The 16016-nt window shown below is 70.8% G+C and carries 12 protein-coding genes; 4 read left to right on the forward strand and 8 right to left on the reverse strand.

Annotated features, from left to right (window positions below; all coding sequences use genetic code 11):
- Positions 1–161 precede the first annotated feature (161 nt).
- Positions 162–1295, forward strand: coding sequence for an FAD-dependent monooxygenase (locus ADK54_RS38420; protein WP_053730461.1), 1134 nt, complete (start codon positions 162–164; stop codon positions 1293–1295).
- 75 nt (positions 1296–1370) lie between these two features.
- Here ADK54_RS38420 and ADK54_RS38425 read toward each other — a convergent pair whose 3' ends face one another.
- Positions 1371–2795, reverse strand: a complete 1425-nt coding sequence (locus tag ADK54_RS38425; protein ID WP_053730462.1) for a M1 family metallopeptidase — start codon at positions 2793–2795, stop codon at positions 1371–1373.
- Positions 2796–2816: 21 nt separating this feature from the next.
- Positions 2817–3743, reverse strand: coding sequence for a M20/M25/M40 family metallo-hydrolase (locus ADK54_RS38430; protein ID WP_234392380.1), 927 nt, complete (start codon positions 3741–3743; stop codon positions 2817–2819).
- A 259-nt stretch (positions 3744–4002) separates the two neighbouring features.
- Here ADK54_RS38430 and ADK54_RS38435 point away from each other — a divergent pair, with 259 nt between their 5' ends.
- Positions 4003–5433 carry a hypothetical protein gene (locus ADK54_RS38435; protein WP_199827131.1) on the forward strand — a complete coding sequence of 477 codons (1431 nt, stop codon included), beginning with the start codon at positions 4003–4005 and terminating at the stop codon, positions 5431–5433.
- 168 nt (positions 5434–5601) lie between these two features.
- Here ADK54_RS38435 and ADK54_RS38440 read toward each other — a convergent pair whose 3' ends face one another.
- From ADK54_RS38440 to ADK54_RS38465, 6 genes are all read right to left on the reverse strand, one after another.
- Complete coding sequence (locus ADK54_RS38440; protein WP_053730572.1) at positions 5602–7326, reverse strand: acyl-CoA dehydrogenase family protein; 1725 nt, start codon at positions 7324–7326, stop codon at positions 5602–5604.
- A gap of 76 nt (positions 7327–7402) precedes the next feature.
- On the reverse strand, positions 7403–7960 hold the full coding sequence (locus ADK54_RS38445) for a PadR family transcriptional regulator (RefSeq protein ID WP_053730465.1): 558 nt from the start codon (positions 7958–7960) through the stop codon (positions 7403–7405).
- A gap of 120 nt (positions 7961–8080) precedes the next feature.
- Positions 8081–9079, reverse strand: coding sequence for an alpha/beta hydrolase (locus ADK54_RS38450; RefSeq protein WP_053730466.1), 999 nt, complete (start codon positions 9077–9079; stop codon positions 8081–8083).
- Positions 9080–9127: 48 nt separating this feature from the next.
- On the reverse strand, positions 9128–10147 hold the full coding sequence (locus ADK54_RS38455; protein ID WP_234392381.1) for an LGFP repeat-containing protein: 1020 nt from the start codon (positions 10145–10147) through the stop codon (positions 9128–9130).
- A 316-nt stretch (positions 10148–10463) separates the two neighbouring features.
- The gene (locus ADK54_RS38460) at positions 10464–11885 is read right to left on the reverse strand and encodes a serine/threonine-protein kinase (RefSeq protein ID WP_053730468.1); all 1422 of its coding nucleotides are present in this window, start codon (positions 11883–11885) and stop codon (positions 10464–10466) included.
- 48 nt (positions 11886–11933) lie between these two features.
- Positions 11934–12740: a serine/threonine protein kinase gene (locus ADK54_RS38465; RefSeq protein ID WP_199827132.1), complete on the reverse strand. Its 807-nt coding sequence runs from the start codon at positions 12738–12740 to the stop codon at positions 11934–11936.
- A 304-nt stretch (positions 12741–13044) separates the two neighbouring features.
- Between ADK54_RS38465 and ADK54_RS38470 the strand changes: the two genes are divergently transcribed.
- Complete coding sequence (locus tag ADK54_RS38470; protein WP_053730469.1) at positions 13045–14559, forward strand: peptidoglycan DD-metalloendopeptidase family protein; 1515 nt, start codon at positions 13045–13047, stop codon at positions 14557–14559.
- 123 nt (positions 14560–14682) lie between these two features.
- Positions 14683–15999, forward strand: a complete 1317-nt coding sequence (locus ADK54_RS38475; RefSeq protein WP_053730470.1) for a cytochrome P450 — start codon at positions 14683–14685, stop codon at positions 15997–15999.
- Positions 16000–16016: the final 17 nt, after the last annotated feature.

Here is a 16016-nt window from a genome sequence, read left to right on the forward strand (position 1 = left end):
CCGCGGGTGTCAGGGCTCCAGGCACGGTAGTTGCTCAGAACGGAACTATTGCTTGCCGATCTGGGCATTGCCGTCGCGTCATCCCGTGTCAAGACTCAAGGAGTCCGCGGACGCGGACGAAGCGGTCACCGGCGTACACGTCGACAACATTGGGAGAGGCCATGCGAAAGAGGAATGTTCTGATCTCCGGAGCGAGTGTCGCGGGGCTGACGCTGGCTCACTGGTTGCAGCGCGCGGGGTTCCACCCGACGATCGTGGAGCGGGCACCCGGGCTGCGCAGGGGCGGGCAGGCCATCGACATCCGCGGCGTCGCGTTACAGGTCGTGGAACGGATGTGGCTGCTCGACAAGGTGCGGGCGGCCACCACCGACATGCGCGGCATGTCGTTCGTGGACGGTCGGGGTGAGGAATTGTCCAGGTCCACCGAGGCCACCCTGACCGGCGGCCTCATCGACAACGACGACGTCGAAATCATGCGGGACGACCTGACGACCCTGCTGTTCGACGCGAGTCGCTACGGGAACGACTATCTGTTCGGCGATGTCATCACCTCCCTCACACAGGACGACGACGGCGTCGAGGTCCGCTTCCAGCACGAACGTCCACGCCGCTTCGACCTGGTGATCGGCGCGGACGGCCTGCACTCCGGCGTGCGGCGGCTGGCCTTCGGCCCGGAGTCGGAATTCCTCCATTTCCTCGACAGCTATCTCGCCATCTTCAGCGTGGACAACTTCCTCGGCCTCGACCATTGGCAGATGTACCACACCATCGATGACGCGCTGGTCGGCGTCTACAGCGCCCGGCACAACACCGAGGCCAGGGCGATGCTGCTCTTCCGGTCCGCGGAACTCGACTTCGACCACCGCGATCCCGAGCAGCAGAAGAACATCCTCGCCGAGCGCTTCGCCGACGTCGGCTGGGAAACGCCCCGCCTCCTTGCGAGCATGTGGGACGCGCCGGATTTCTACTTCGACTCGATGAGCCTGGTCCGCATGGAAAGCTGGTCGACAGGGCGGGTCGGGCTCGTCGGGGACGCGGGCTATTGCCCTTCACCGCGATCCGGCCAAGGCACCAGCATCGCCCTGGTCGGCGCCTACGTACTCGCGGGAGAGCTCGCCAACCACCCGGACGACCACCGTGTGGCCTTCGCCCGCTACGAGCAGTTGATGCGTGAGTACGTCCGCGAGAACCAGCAGCTCGCCCGTCGCAAGACCAACGGCAGCCCGAGCTCTTCCGAGGAGCTCACCCACGCGGCCAACGCCATCGCACTGCCCGACTACCCCCACCACGGCTGACGTCTCTCAGGAACCCGAGGCCCACCGCCGCCGGGACGGGACCCGATCCGGGCGGCGGCGGGCTCTGGCGGGCGGTTACCGGTCGGCCAGTGCAGCCAGGCCGCCCGGGTAGAGGTACTGCTTCGGCGGGATCGTCGTCCCGTGGGCCCATGCGTCGAAGAAGCCCTTGAGGTCCTTGCCCGACACCTTCGCCGCCAGCGCCTCGAACTCCGGGAAGGAGGCATTGCCGTACGCGTGGGAGCTGGTCCAGCGCCGGAGGGTGTCGAAGAACGCGTCGTCCCCGACGGTGCGCCGCAGCGCGTGGAGCATCAGCGAGCCCTTGAAGTACAGGGCGGGGTCGAGTTCCTTGCCTTTGCCCGGGTCGTAGAGCTTGGTGGACCAGTAAGCCGGGTTGTCCTTGTTCTCCTTGATGAGTGGGGCATAGAAGCCTGTGTCGAGGTTGGCTCCCTTGTGCTCCTCCCACAGCTGGTTGGCGTACTGGGCGAAGCACTCGGCCAGACAGCCGTCGCGCCAGTCGCTGAACGAGACGCTGTCGCCGAACCATTGGTGGGCGTTCTCGTGCACCACCGCGACGTCGAACAGACCCCCCGTGTAGGTGGGTCGGCTCTGTGTCTCCAGGTCCAGCGCGCGGGCGTGCGGACCCGTGGACCAGCCGACGACGATGGCGCCCGCCGAGGAGAACGGGTACGGGCCGAACTTAGATACCAGGAAGCCGAGGATGTCGTTCTGCAGGGCCTCGGTCGGCGTGTCGACCGGCACGTCGGGACCGTAGGCCGTGATGACCGGTGTGCCGTCGGCGAGTTGCGAGCGGTGGACGGTGAACCGGTCGATGGCGACCGTACTGAGATAGGTGGCCATCGGCCGGTCCTCGCGCCAGCGGAAGGTCGTCCTGCCGCCCTCGGTGGTGGTCGGGCCGGGCAGGCCGTTGCCGATGGCGGCCCAGCCGTCGGGCACGGTCGCGGTGAGGGCGAAGGTGGCCTTGTCGGACGGGTGGTCGTTGGACGGGTACCAGGAGGTCGCGGCGTGCGGTTCGCCCGCCGCGTTCGCGCCGCCGCTGGCCAGGACGTGCCAGCCCTCGGCGTCGGGCCGGCCGGCGTACTTCACCCGGACCGCGAACGTGGTGCCCTTGGCCACCCGGTGAGCCGGTTCGACGACCAGCTTGTGCTCCCCGGACCGCGAGAACGACCTCGCCGGGGCGCCGTTCACGGTGACGGAGGCGACCTCGAAGCCCTTCAGGTCCAGGGCGAAGCGGTCCAGGGTGTGGGTGGCACGCGCCGTGACGGTCGTGTCGCCGTCCAGATGGTCGGCGCGCGCCGGGTCGTAGCCGATGTGGACGTCGTAATGGGCCACGTCGTAGCCGGAGTTGCCGTCGTCGGGGAAGTAAGGGTCCTTGACGCCTGTCGCGCCGGCGGGGACGGCCGTCAGAGCGATGCCGAGGGCGGTGGCGGCCGCCAGCGCCGCTCTCGTCGTACGGCGGAGGTGAGTCGGTGGTGTGCGCATCTCTGCTTCCTGGGGCGGTGGTCAGGACCGGGCGGTGGCGGCGAACTGCCACACCACGCCGATGAGGGCGTTGGTGCTGGTGGTCTCCGTCACTGGATCGACGTTGGCGAGGTTGTCGCAGGCGTTGTGGATGCAGTCCGAGATACCGGTGCTGAAGCCGGACGACGCGATGCCCGCTTTGCCGAACGACTCGTGGTCCGAGCCACCCACACCGATGTCGAAGGTGGCGATGCCCCGGGCGGCGAACCATGCCTGGAACGCCTGGAACGCGGCGCTCTCACCATGTGCCGCGTCGTTCACGACGAGCCACTGCTGGGTGTTCTTGCTGCCCGCCTGATCGAGGTTGAGGTACAGGTCGACCGCCTTCCGGTCGTCGGCGGAGAGGCCGCGTACGTAGTCCGCCGACCCGATCAGTCCCAGTTCCTCCGCTCCCCACCAGGCGAAGCGCAGATGCCGGGTGGGCTTGAGGCCGGCCTTGGCCACCTGAAGGGCGGTGGTCAGGACGGCCGCAGCGCCGGACCCGTTGTCATTGATCCCGGGTCCCGCCGCGACGCTGTCGAGATGGGCGCCGGTGAGCAGCACATGGTTCGGGTCGCCGCCCGGCCAGTCGGCGATCAGGTTGTAGCCGTCCGCGCCGCCGTACGAGAAGTGGCGGAGCTCCGTGTGGAAGCCCGCCCGGTCCAACGCGTGCCGCACGTACGCCACCGACTGTGCGTAACCCTGGGTGCCATGCGCGCGGTTGCCGCCGTTGCGGTCGGCGATGCGCTGCAGTGCCTTCAGGTGCGGCATCACTTGCGACTGCGAGACAGTCGGCGCGGTCGAGGTCGGGGGCGTGGCCTGCGCGGACGACGGCATGAGCGCCGCGTAAAGGGCGAGGACCAGCACCAGGACGGCCGCCCGGACCGCCTGACCGCAGCGTTCCGGGGAGAGGAGAGACAAGTTCGGCAACGGGGCCTCCATGGGCTGCGCTTGACGCTGACCGGGCGCGGATCCGCGCCCTTGCCCCATACGACGTGCGGCCGCCCGCGAGGTTGCGACCGTTCCCGCAGAAGCTTCCGCCGAGCCGTTGTCTCGAACGTCCGGGGTGGCTACTCCTCCGCCTCGTCGTGCAGACTTGTCGGACAGCGGCCCCGGGCCCCCAAGTCACCTGGAAACAAAGGGAGATACCGCGTCGCGTCACTGCCGGACGATGCTGAAGGAGCTCGTCGTGAGGGACTACGTCAAGCGGCTGCCGCCGGGAGCTCTGCCCGAGGGCGGCATCGCGGCGTGGCCCCTCGCCGATGCCGAGCGGTGGCTGAAGGCCCGCGTTCCGGCGGTCTTCGCCCCGGTCGCGGGCAGTTGGGTCCTGCTCGTCGCGGTCGTCGCGCCGTACGTCCTGACTTCCGGCTGGTCGGGCGCCGCGTCCGGCGGTACGGACTGGCGGGGTTACCCCGCGACGGTCCTGCTGGCCGCGCTGCCGTTGTGGTACCGCTTTCTTCCGGTTCCAGCCGTGCCGGCCGCGCTCGTGGTCGCGGCGGACGCGGCCCTCTCGTTGGCGTCGACCGGCTCCCTGGACCGGCGCACCGACAGCGGACACGTCCTCGAACTGGCCGTCGGCGCCTGGGCGTTGATGGGTGCGGTCCTCCGGCTGCGGGCCCGCCGACGCCAGCGCGCACTCGCGCTCGCCGCGGCCGGGCAGGTCCGCTTCCCTCTCCCGGATCGGGCGCCCGAGTCGGACGGCTACCGCGGGTTCCGCCAGTTCTACCTGGGGCTCGCCCTCTGTCTGGTCGGCGTCGCGATCCTGGCCGACGGCCTCGTTGCGAGCCTGTCCGTGCCGGACGGCGCGCCCGCGTACGACGCCGTAGGGCAGCAGGGCCTGGCGCTGCTCCTGCTCGTGACCGGCAGCTCCGTGTACGGGCGGGGCCATGTCGCCTACCGGGCGGCGCGGCGGCTGCACAACGAGTCCCAGCCCGCTCTCAGGGTGGGCGTTCGCATCGGCCCGAACGGCTACTGCTGGCTGTATCCGGACGCTCTCACCACCTCCGCCCGCCCCCTGATCGCATACTTCCCCAAGGACCGCGACACCGACCAAGCGGGGCGCTTCCTGGGCACCAGTTCCGCCTACGGGCCGGACGACGGGCACTACGACATCGACCCGCACAGCGAGCCCTTCGAGGCGGTTCTGTACGGCGTGCCCTGCGAAGGCGCCGAGATCGCGGTGGAGTACGCCGTCATCGAGCGCTCCGCCTACCGGGCGCAGGAGCGCACGTACGCGGCCGTCGCCGTCGCCGCGCTGCTGCCGCGGCGCCATCACGGACTCGGCCGGTGGCAGCCCGCCGACGGCGCGGTCCGCGATGCGACGCGGCGCGAGCGGATCCGGGAGGAGGAGCGTGCGAAGCGCGAGCGGGAGGAGCGTTGGGAGGCGCGCCGACGCGAGCAGGACGCGAAGCGGACAGCCCGGCCCCGGGCGAATCCGAGCGTAGGCGGCCGGCGTCCGCAGAGCGCGGGGCCCAAGCGCTGGGACGGCGGCGGATCGGGCTGCGGAGGAGGGCAGGGAGGCTCTGGAGGCGGGTACGGGGGCGGCCACGGCGGCGGTCACGGAGGGGGCCACGGCTGCGGTGGGCACGGTTGCGGCGGGCATGGCTGCGGAGGCGGCTGAGCCCGGGACCACGGCCTGCGGGCGCGCTCGACGTCGCCCACGCCGTCGAGCCGGACCGTCGAGAACAGGGCGGGCCGGCGCGACAGGCCCCCGGCCCGAAACCACGGACCGAGGGCCTGAAAGCACGCCACGTCTGCCGGGCCGCGTGAACGGCCCTGGCGACAGCCGCTACGGCGCCATCTCGTACGCGCCCGCCAGCGCCTCCACGCGTTCCCAGACGCGGGCCGAGCGGGCCTCGTCGACGACCGGACGCCGCACCGCGCCCAGCGCCCAGTTCTGCTGTGCCTCGGTCGCGGAGTCCTTGCCGTGCAGCTCGACGGCGTGCGCGGAGAAGTCGCGTACCAGGACGGCGAAGAGCTCGTCGAGCACGTCCTGTTCCAGGCCCGTCAGGCGCGCCTGCTCCAGGATCAGCTGGCCGTGCACGACCAGCGCGAAGAGCTGGCCGACGGCGAGCAGCAGGTCGAGGTCGCGGCTCTGCTCCTCGTCGGGGGCGGCCGTGGTGACGAACTCGCAGAGCGCGTCGGCCTGTTCGCGGAAGCGGGCGACGTTCGCCACCTCGGCGTACGCGTCGAAGGCGGTGCGCCAGTCGTGGAAGCGGATGGCGCCGAGGCCCCGGGCCGGTCCCTGCTGGAAGAGGAAGGTGTCGTCGGCCGCGTCGAGGCGGGTCGGCACGGGCGCGTACTCGGCCGGCTTCAGGAGGTGGTTGCCCATGAACTTCAGGATCAGGGCGAGGTTGACGTGGACCGTGCCCTCCAGCTTGGGCAGGCCGCGGATCTCGACGGCCGCCTGGGCGAAGTAGTTGTCCTTCTCGAAGCCCTTGGCGGCGATGACGTCCCACATCAGGTCGATGACCTTCTCGCCCTCGGTGGTCACCTTCATCTTCGTCATCGGGTTGAAGAGGAGGTAGCGGCGGTCGTCGGGTCCCGCCGTGCGGAAGTAGTCGACGGCACGGTCGCTGAACAGCTTCATGCCGACGAGGCGGACGTAGGCGTCGGCCAGCTCGCGCCGCACGTGCGGGAAGGCGGTGACGGGGCGGCCGTAGAGGATGCGCTGGTGGGCGTGGGTGACGGCCTCGTACATCGCGTGTTCGCAGATGCCGATCGAGGCGGTGCACAGGTTGAACTTGCCGACGTTGACGGTGTTCAGGGCGGCGTCGAAGGCGGCGCGGCCGGTGTGCAGGACGTCCTCGGCGCCGACCGGGTAGTTCTCCAGGCGGAACTCGCTGACGTACTTCGAGGAGTCGACGACGTTCTTCACCAGGTGGTAGGCCTCGTGGCGGCTGTCGGCGGCGAAGAAGACGTAGCCGTCGGGGCCCTCGACGTCAGTACGGCGGCCGAACACCGAGACGAGGCCGGCGGCGTTGCCGTTGCCGATGTAGTACTTGGAGCCGGTCGCCCGGAACCCGCCGTCGCCGTCCGGCTCCAGGAGCATGTCGGTGGAGTAGATGTCCGCGCCGTGGGTCTTCTCGGACAGGCCGAACGCGAACACCTCTCCCTGGTCGAGGAGTTCGGCGGCGCGGGCGCGCGCCGCGGCGTTGTCGCTCTGCCAGACCGGGCCGAGGCCCAGGATGGTGACCTGCCAGGCGTACCAGTAGTCGAGGCCGTAGAACCCGAAGATCTCGTTGAGGGCGGCGATCCGCGCGGTGTCCCAGCGCTTGTCCCCCTCGCCCTGACCGGCGGCGGAAGCCGGGGTGAGGAACGTCGCGAACAGCCCTTCCTTGGCGGAGAACGCGAGGAAGTCCGCCAGCCAGGCGCGCGAGCGGTAGTCCTCGATCAGCCGGCGCTTGCCGCGCTGCTCGAACCAGTCGACGGTCGCGCGCAGCAGCCTGCGGGTCTCGGGGTCGAAGTGGGTCGGGTCATAGGTGCGCGGGTTGAACAGCAGCGCGTCGGCCATGGCCATTCGCCTTTCCGGATCGGGGAGTTGGGGCACTGAGAACGTGCCCTGCGTGTGGGCGGGTTGCGGCACCGGTTCAGCGCTCTGGGCCGAGCCGGTGGAGGGTGGCGATCACGTCGTCGAGCCAGGCGAGCGTCATGCGTTCGTACGCGATGCCGCCGCGCAGCACGACGTGCTGGAGCTCCTGCCCGGCGTCGGGTGTGTCGGGCGCGCCCGGTCCCGTGAAGTCGCGACGCTCCCCCGCGAGATAGTGCGCGAGCCGGTCGGCGTGCGCCTGGCGGTGCCGCGCCACCTCGGCCAGCAGCGCGGCCGGGTCGTCGAAGGCCGCACCGCGGATCTTCACGGCGAGCTCGTGCCGGACGCTCTCGGGTTCGATCGGCTCGTGCAGCCATCGGGAGAGCGCGGCCCGGCCGGGCGCGGCGACGGAGTACTCCTTCTTGTCCGGCCGGCTCTGTTGCGCCACCTCGCGGGCGTCGATCCAGCCGTCGTTCTCCATGCGCTTGAGGATGCGGTAGATCTGCTGGTGCGTGGCGGCCCAGAAGTAGCCGATGGACCGGTCGAAGCGCCGGGCCAGTTCATAACCGGAGCCCGGCTTCTCCAACAGCGAGACGAGGATCGCGTGCTCAAGCGCCATGCCCGAATCCTTCTATGCAACTCGTTGCATAGACAAGCGGCACCGCCCAGGTGAGACACGGCTCACCTGGACGGTGCCTGTGGCAGTGACGCGACGGCCCGCATGCCGCCGCCCGTGTCACTACGCCTTGCGGAGCCTGCCCACGATGCCGTCGAGGTCGCGGATGAACAGGTCGGGGCGGACGAAGTGGCCGCCGGGCACCTCGTACCACTCGTGCGGGATGCCCGCCCGGTCCAGGAAGCCGCGCCACTCCCGCTGGGTTTCGAGCACCGCGGTCTCGTTGAACCGGTCCCAGAAGGTCGGCTCGGGGCTGGTGCCGGCCACCATGAAGATCCGCTTGTTGCGGTAGCTCTCGACCCGCTCGCACGGGTTGTCCATGCTGACCCGGTTCTGGTCCCACGGGATGCCGTAGACGGTGCCGCCGCCCAGCTCGATGGCGGCGGACGACGCGTTGGCCCAGTGCACGACCCCGCCGGGGATCCCGGCCGCGTTGCCGCGCAGGCTGGCCGGGCCGGAGTGGGAGCTCACCGAGGCGAAGTGACCCCAGTACTTGGCCGCGTACTTCAGCGCGCCGAAGCCGCCCATCGAGAACCCGGACACGGCACGGCCGTCGTACTCCGCATACGTCCGGAAGTTGGCGTCGATCCACGGGATGAGCTGGTTGATGTGGAAGCTCTCCCAGTTGCGCGGGCCGACGGTCGAGCTGACCGGGTTGGAGTACCAGCCCGCGTGTCCGCCGTCGGGCATCACCACGATGACCGGCTTGCCCGCCGTCCAGGCACGGATGCCCAGGCGGTCGAACGTGATGAAGTCCTGGCCGTCACCGCCGCCGTGCAGCAGGTAGAGGACGGGGTAGGTGCGGCCGCTGGTGTGGTAGTCGTCCGGGAGCAGGACGTTGACGGCGGGGTTCCAGCCGATCTCGGCGGTCTGGAACCGGTAGTACCACATGCGGGGGTCGCCCTCGCCGCGCTCCAGGATGCGCAGCCCGAAGCCGTCGTCGGCCGCGCTGGCCGACGACGCCGCCGAAAGGACGGTCCCGGCGCCGAGCGCCAGCGCGGCGGAGGCTCCGCCGACGGCCTTGAGAACGTTCCTGCGGCTGGGGCGGTGCTGCTCGCTCAACAGATCCTCCTGATCGGTGAATGACGGGTAAGTGCGGCCGTGGCCACGTCAGTTGTTGGTGGTCCAGGTGCCCCGGCTCGCGTTCCAGTGGATGGTGACCTTCTGGAACCGCTGGGCCTTGCCGCCCGCCTCGTCGACCTCGTCGGTCATGGGGTAGCCGAGTGCCTGCTCGTGACCCGCGGCGTGGAAGGCGTCGTAGATGGCGCCCTGCACGGTGTGCGCGCCGGTCGGCTGCGACCACATGAACAGGCCTCGCTCGAAGAACTGGTAGCGGCCCCGGGTCCCGTCCGGCGCCTGCGCTCCGTCCGCCTCGTCCATCGTCGGGAAGCCCCAGCGCTGCTCGGAGTCGGTGTCCCAGTACTTCTTGAGGATGTCCCCGTAGATCGCGAAGGCGGAGTCGGGGTGCCAGATGACGACTCCGTTCTGGAAGAGCTGGAAGCGTCCGCCGAGCCGGGCGTCCTCCTCCGCGCGCAGCGGCAGGCCGAGCGGTCCGTTCGGGCCGCCGAGCCCCGCGTACTTCGCCCCGATGGTGCCGTACGGCCGGAACGCCTCGCCCATCAACTCCCTCGCGTAGCCCTCCGCTTGGGGGTAGCGCTCGGGGTAGGCGGAGCGCTGGACGGCTTGGGCGAGCTCTCCCGCGGTGTCCCAGTTGGGCTCCATCTGCTGGGCCACTTCGAAGAACTTGTTCGCCGCGTAGTCGACGTCGAGGCACTGGTCGGGGTTGCACCACCCCTGTGAGGGCCGCTGCTGGAAGACTCCGAGCGAGTCCCGGTCCCCACAGTTGAGGTTGTTCATGCGGGACTCGACCCAGCCCGTCTCGAAGCCGGCGAGCATCACCTTGTCGGACACGCCGCGGCGCTGGCCGACCTCGTACACCTTGCGGGTCACCGCGATGTCCCGCTCGGCGGGGATGCCGCAGTACAACTCGGCCGTCGCGGCGTGCCCGAGGGGGCCGGGCACGTCCTTGACGCCCTGTGCCCTGGCCGGTCCGGCCAGCGTGGAAACGGCGGTCGCGACCAGCAGCATCGCTGTTCCGAGTCTCGCGCGCCGCGCGGTTGAACCATGCACGTGGCTGCTCCTTCGTCGATCGAGTGAGGGTCGTGGTTGTGAGTCGTGGGTCGGGTGAGGTCGCGGACGGGTGAGGGGTGGGCGCGGTCCGGGGGCCAACGGTCCGCAAGGTAGCCGTGGGGGCGCGCGGTCCGGCATCCGGAACGATCCGGAGTGACATGCGCGAGGATCCGCGATGGACTCAAGCCGTGCGCCGGTGCCCCACAGTCACGGCCCAACTACCTTGCTGGACAAGGTGATTGACCGTGGCGACGTACGGGGGCGGGCATCGGACGCCCGTTGCGGTGGGGGATCCCGGTGGGTCGCCGGGCTCCCCTCACCGGACGGGGCTGGGAGCCGGGCAGTCGGGGACGGAAGGGCGGTCCTTGGTGCGGACGGCGGGCAGCCAGGCCGTGGGCCGGCCCGAACCTTGCGGCAGCCGGACGCGGTACCAGTCGGCGGAGTGCGTGTCCGCCTCGTCGATGATCTGCATGCCCTGGGCGAGCCGGCAGTCGACGGCGAGTTCGTCGCCGTGCCACACCCGGGTCGGTACGACGTTGTCGACGGTGTAGGGCCGCATCGGGTCGATCGCCAGGCCGAGGCTGCACTGCGGGTCCCGGTCGGTACGGCCCCGGCAGCTCTGGTCGGCGTTGAACACCCTGATCCGGCCGGGCGGTTCGGCGTTCGTGGCGCCGGACCCGGCGTCGTCGCGCTGCAGGTGCGGCCAGATCGTGGCGGCCAGCGCGCACACCGCGAGCGTGGCGAACGCGGCCCGTCTACGTCCCCGTCGGCGTTCCGCGGGCAGCTCGGACGGCACAGCAGCGTCCGTCTCGGTGGGCTGCCGGTCGGTGATGCGCGTGAGCAGGCTCTCGGCGGGGTGCTCGGCGCGGGCGGGGTGCGTAGGAGCCAGGCAGTCGGCGGCCAGCGCGCGCCAGAACGGCGGCACCGCGCCGTCCAGGCGCAGCGGCGCCCGCCCGTCGGCATATTCCTGTGTCGCCGCGCCGCGCGCCATCGGGGTGGCGCCGGGGAACGGCGAGGCGCCGCGGGCGAACAGCTCGTGGATCGTGATGCCGAGGGCCCAGATGTCGGCGCTCGGCCGGACTTCGACGCCCTGCTCGCCGAGCGGAGCCTTCCAGCGCTCGGGCGGAAGGTAGTCGAAGGTGCCCATCGGGGGCGCGTACCCGTGGGTGCCGTGGGTGCCGGTCAGCTCGGTGACGAGCCCGAAGTCCGAGAGCTTCACCGAACCGTCCGCCATGAGCAGGATGTTGTCCGGTTTGAGGTCGCCGTGCACCCATCCGCTGCGGTGCAGATGCGCGAGGCCCTCACAGATCTGGGTGATGAGCCGGGCGCCTTCCCTCTCGCTCACGCCGGTGTCGAGCAGCTCCCGCAGACTGCGCTCGGCCCGCTCCATGACCAGCACGATCGCGCCGTCGAGGATCGGATGGTCGGGTTCGCTGAGTACGACGGTGTCCAGGAGGCGGATCAGCCTCGGGTGCGAGGACCGACGGCCGAACTCGACCTCGCGCCGGGCGGTTTCGGCCACCTTGCGGGCCTGGCGCGGTGCGAGCCCGGCGGTCGGCAGCACCTTGAGCGCGACGGCCTCCTGCTCCGTAGCGGCGTCCTCGACCGACCTTCCCGCGTGGACGGTCGCCCAGCCTCCGGCGCCGATCGCCTCGGTGACCTCCCAGCGGCCCACGCGGTACCCGGGCGGGAGGAGTTCCGTACGGTCACTTCCCGAGGTGTCGGCCGGACGGTGCACCGTGGCCCCCTCTCCTTCGCCGGCCGTCACGGTGTGCGGGTCGCCGTCTCATCCCGCCGTCCCCCGCTCCTGCGCGCCGGCCCCGGTGCGGGGCGGCAGCAGCGCGAGGTGTTCCTCCCGTACGAGCCCGAAGCGCAGCACGAGCCCGACGATCGTCTCCCGTTTGCCGTTGCGGCGGGCCTCCCTGCGGGGCCCGGACTCGGCCGGTGCGCTGATCCGCATCTTCTCGTCGGCGAGGTAGTCGATGTGCGAGCTGACCGCCCGGGCCGTGAGCCGGGCGCACGCGGGGTGCCCCTTGAGCCGTTCGACGATCTGGGGCGTGGTCGGCACCGCTACGGGCGACTCGTCGCGCAGCCGTGGTTCGCAGAGCGCGACGAGGATCAGGAAGTAGAGGGCCGTCTCGTCCAGGGAGTACGCCGTGACGGTGCGGCTCCCCCATTGGCCGCCCAGGCCGTCCGGGTCGAGGTAGACGTGGTCGGGCGCGAACACCTGGAAGGCGACGGTGGTGTTGCGGCGGGTGGGCAGCACGACCCGCGAGAACTCGAAGGGGATGGGCGCTCCGGCCCGCCGCGGCGGTACCCGCAGATACTCCCCGGCCCCCTCCGGGTTCTCGACGAGATAGCTCTGCGTCGTGCTGAGGTTGCTGAGCTGCCAGTGGTCGTCCGTCACCCGGATCTCCCCCGCGAGCCGGGAGATCGCCTCGTCGTCGAGGCGGAGCTCGACCGGGGTCGTCGCGGAGCCCCGCCCGAAGCGTGCCACCTCGCCCGGTCCCAGCCGCAGTGTCACGGCGTCACCGGACGGCTCACCTGCGGCCTCCGCGCGCGCCCGCGGCACATAGATCACTACCCCGCTCACTGCCCCCTCCTCGCCCCCGCGTCATCGAACCTCACTCAGGTCGAACGTTACACATCCTGACCATTGGTCAGCTCCTGCGATCTGGCCGATTCAGTACGCTCCGAGCCGGGTCGTTTCATGCCGATCCGACATGGTTCCGAAGGGGTTTCGCCATGGCCTGCGTCGGCTTCCGGCCCGGGGAGTCGGCGGATGTCCCCTCCTCGCCGTTTGTCAGTCCGTAGCGTTCCGGGTGCCCCCGACGGGCGCGCTGGGCTACCGTCCACCCGACTTGATCTCACCGGGATCCCAAGGGGAGGAGCGCCAGGTGCTTCACGGTCTTTCCCGGCGCGCGCTGCGCTTCGCGCTCGCCGCGGCCGCCGCCGTACTGCCGTCGCTGGTGACCGCGCCGCCGGCGGCCGCCCAGGCCGCCGGATTCGCCGGATCGTGCCCCACGACCGGCTTCGTGTCGCAGCGCTACAGCGACGCCCACGACGGCATCGACATAGCCGGCGACTACGGGACACCGATCTACGCCGTCGGCGACGGCGAGGTCATCAACTCCGGCCCGGCACAGGGCTACGGCCAGTGGATCCGCATCCTGCATCCGGACGGCACGGTGACCGAGTACGGGCACATGTACCAGCGGGACGTCTTCGTCGGTGACCACGTAGCGGCCGGGCAGCGCATCGCGCTCATGGGCAGCGAGGGCGAGTCCAGTGGCCCGCACCTCCATCTGCGGGTGCGCGTCGGCACCTCGACCGACATCCGTGGCATCGATCCGCTCCCCTACCTCGCGGAGCGCGGCGTGGGACTGCCGTGCACCCCTGGCGGCGGGCCCAGGCCCGCGCCGTTGGTGTATCCGGTCGAGTCGGGGCGGCTGGTCTCGACGCGCTCGGCCGACGGGCGGCTCGAAGCGTTCGCCGCCGGGGCCGACGGGGTGCATCACGCGTGGCAGTCGCAGGTGAACGGCGCCTGGTCGGAGTGGGAGGCGCTGGGCGGGCCGGGCAACGCGGAACTCGCGGTCGCGCCCAACGCCGACGGGCGCCTGGAGGTGTTCGCGCTCAACGGCGACGTACTCCAGCACCGCTACCAGACGTCTCCGTCCGGCGGCTGGTCGGGCTGGGAGGGCTTCGGCACCGGCGGGAGTCACGTCACCGCCGGCGCCAACGCCGATGGACGGTTGGAGGTGTTCGCCTCCGGCCCCTCGGGGGTGTTCCACACGTACCAGACCGCTCCCAACAGCGGCTGGTCCGCATGGGAGTCGACAGGCGGCGGACCGAGCGCCGGCCGCATCGAGATGGAGAAGGCGCCCGACGGCCGGCTTGAGGTCTTCGCGCTCAATGACAACGTCTTCCAGCACCAGTACCAGACCGCTGTCAACGGCGGCTGGTCGGCGTGGGAGGGGTTCGGCGGCCCGGGGCGTGATCTGACGGTCAATCACAACGCCGATGGGCGCCTTGAGGTGTTCGCCTCCGGACCGGTGGGCGTGTTCCACAGGTACCAGACGGGGAGCGCCAGTTGGTCGGAGTGGGAGCCCGCGGCCGGTCCCGCGAACTCCCAGTTGACCAGCGACCGCACCCCCGACGGACGGGTCGAGGTGTTCGCCATCAACGGCGACGTGGCCATGCACACCTGGCAGACCGGAGTCAACGCCCGCTACGGCGACTGGGCCGCGTTCGGCGGTGGCGGCACCGAGATCGCGGCCACGACCAACGCGGACGGCCGGATCGAGGTGTTCGGCGCCGGCCGCGACGGGGTCCACCACAAGTGGCAAACCGGGTTCAGCACGTGGTCCGAATGGTCCTGGCTCGCCAACAGCCCCGGCCCTGGGGTGACATGACGCCACACGTGACATGGACCGGCCGGACTACGACGGCCCGGACTGGACCGGGCAGGTGCCCTGGTGGACCACGCGTGCATCGCGGATGCTCATGGACATGTCCGACAACCATGAGGAGCGGCCATGAACATCCCCGGTCCCGAGCCCCGTACGGACGACGGGGTCGGCGCCATCGCGGCGGCAGGCGGACTGCACAACTACCAGCGGTGGCTGCACGCCGAGTACGGGCCCGTCGTGCGGTTCCAGCTTCCGGGTGCACACACGGCCGTGTCGGTCGCCGATCCCGTACTGCTGGAAGCCACGGCTCACATCGACAAGCGGCCGGAGCGGCTCTTCGAGTTCCTGGCCCCGCTGTTCGAGGCGGGGAACCTGCAGGTGCTGCCGACCGACGAGCACACTCCCCTGCGGCGCCTGCTGCTGTCCGTACTGGCCGGACGCCCCTCTCACGAGCGGCACTTCACGCGGTTCACCGAGCTGACGACAGCGCTCGCGGACGGCTGGGCCGAGCGGGCCGACCGCGAGCCGGCCGCATTGCAGAAGGACCTCACCGCGCTGACGCTGCGGATGATCTGCGAGTACGCGCTGGGAGGCGACGTCGAGGACCCGGACGCCGTCATCGCCGCGTTCGAGGAAGTGCTCACCGAATACCTGGGGCGCCTCTACGAGGTACCGGCCCCGGGCGTCGGGGAGGAAGGTGCCGAGCGGGCGGCGGAGGCCCTCACCTATCTGCGCGCGACAGTCGACCGCATCGTCGCGGCGCACAAATCCGGCGGCGGCATGGAAAGGAGCGATCTGATCGGGGCGCTCGTCGAGGCGGGTGAGCGGCCCGCGCGGATCCGCGACACCGTCATGATGTCGCTCCTCGCCGCGCACCACACCACCGGCGTTGCCGTCTCCTGGACCCTGCATCTGCTGGGCGGCCATCCCGAGGTGGCCGACCGCGTCGCCGATGAGCTGGAGCGCGTACTCGGTGACCGTGCGGCGCCCGAGTACGCCGACCTTCGGCGGCTCACCTATCTGGACATGGTCCTCAAGGAGTCCATGCGGCTCTATCCGCCCGGTCCCTACGGTGCGCGGGAGACGACCGAGGCCATCGTCCTGGGCGAGTACGAGATCCCGGCCGGGGCGACGGTCTTCTATCCGTTCTGGGCCGTGCACATGAACCCGGACCACTGGCCCGAGCCCGAAAAGTTCGTGCCCGAGCGGTTCACTCCGCAGGAGGTGGCCAAGCGTCCGAGGCTGGCGTACATCCCCTTCGGGCTCGGGCCGCGCAGCTGCGAGGGCGCCGCCCTGGCCGTGGTCGAGGCCCAGCTGGTCCTCGCCGTCCTGCTCAAGCGCTTCCGGTTCCGGCCCGTGCCCGGACATGACGTGACGCCGATCGAGCGGTTCGTGCTGTGGGCGGCCGATGACATCCGCATGACCGTGAGCCCGCGCCGCTGATCGAGGACGGGGGTGGT

This window comes from Streptomyces sp. WM6378, from assembly GCF_001279695.1.
Classification (GTDB): Bacteria; Actinomycetota; Actinomycetes; order Streptomycetales; family Streptomycetaceae; genus Streptomyces.